Source organism: Pilimelia terevasa, from assembly GCF_014647915.1.
GTDB lineage: Bacteria > Actinomycetota > Actinomycetes > Mycobacteriales > Micromonosporaceae > Pilimelia > Pilimelia terevasa.
Window position 1 is genome coordinate 1 of record NZ_BMQC01000038.1, and the last position, 1035, is coordinate 1035.

2 protein-coding genes and 1 pseudogene are annotated in these 1035 nt (G+C 67.1%); 2 read left to right on the forward strand and 1 reads right to left on the reverse strand.

What is annotated here, in order from left to right; all coding sequences use genetic code 11:
• Positions 1-134: 134 nt before the first annotated feature.
• The gene (locus IEY75_RS21365) at positions 135-266 is read left to right on the forward strand and encodes a hypothetical protein (protein WP_268244372.1); all 132 of its coding nucleotides are present in this window, start codon (positions 135-137) and stop codon (positions 264-266) included.
• Between the two features lie 265 nt (positions 267-531).
• Here IEY75_RS21365 and IEY75_RS21170 read toward each other — a convergent pair whose 3' ends face one another.
• Entirely contained in the window at positions 532-840 is a 309-nt protein-coding gene (locus IEY75_RS21170) for a transposase (RefSeq protein ID WP_229789974.1), read from the reverse strand.
• Between the two features lie 70 nt (positions 841-910).
• Here IEY75_RS21170 and IEY75_RS20615 point away from each other — a divergent pair.
• A pseudogene (locus IEY75_RS20615) lies at positions 911-1035 on the forward strand (IS5 family transposase); the annotation flags it as partial.

Below are 1035 nucleotides of genomic sequence, written 5' to 3' on the forward strand. Positions count from 1 at the left end.
CGCCGTCGCCGACGAACTCAACAACCGGCCCCGCAAATCGCTCGACTGGGACACCCCCGCCGAGCGCATGGCTGCTTTACTAGAGCCCGCATAGTCCAATCCGTTGCGACGACTGCTGGAATCCAAGTGGTGTGGTGTTCGGTGATGTCGGCCAGCCACAACTGGTTCCGGCGCTGGGCGGTGAAGTCACGTTTGACCAGGTCGTCGTGCACGGGCGGGCCGACCTTGCGACCCTTGCCGCGACGACGTTTCTTGCCAAACGCTGACCACCAGCCGTTGCCCGAGCAGATCCGCCACGCTGTGCGGTCGGCCATCGGCTGCCCGGCCGTGGCGGCCTCGTCGACAAGGAACCGGTAGCCGAACTCGGGGTCCTCGCGGTGGGCTTCGAACAGCGCGTCAGCCCGGTAAGGCGGCCACCAACTCGCTGGTGGTGACTGGCTGGTGCAGCCACCGGTAGTAGGCCTGGCGAGCAATCTTCAACACCCGACACGTCACCGCGACGGGAACACCGTCCGTCAGCGGCCAGCTCGCTCACGAGCGGGTAGAGCCTTTTCCCGGCAGGTTCGCCTGCGACAGGTAGGCCGCAGCCCGGCGCAGGACCTCGTTCTCCTGCTCCAACAACTTGATCCGCTTACGGGCCTCGCGCAGCTCGGTCGACTCGGCCCGGGTCACGCCGGGCTTGTCGCCGGCCTCCACGCCAGCCTGACGCAGCCACTTGAACAACGTCATCGGATGCACGCCGAAGTCGGTGGCGACCTGCTCGACGGTCACACCGGCATCCCGGCTACGGGCCACGCGCACGACGTCGTCACGGAACTCACGGGGGTAGGGCTTTGCCACGGTGGCATCCTTCCAGCCCGCCTCAACGGCAAGCCATCTCAGGTGTCACCTACCGGTGCAGCAGACCCACCTGACCGCCCTGGCGCGAGGCAAGGTCGGCCGTGACCCCGAGCCGACCGCCTGCGTAATCGACACACAAAGCGTGAAGACCTCCACCAACGCGCCCCTCGCCACGCAGGGCATCGACGCCGGCAA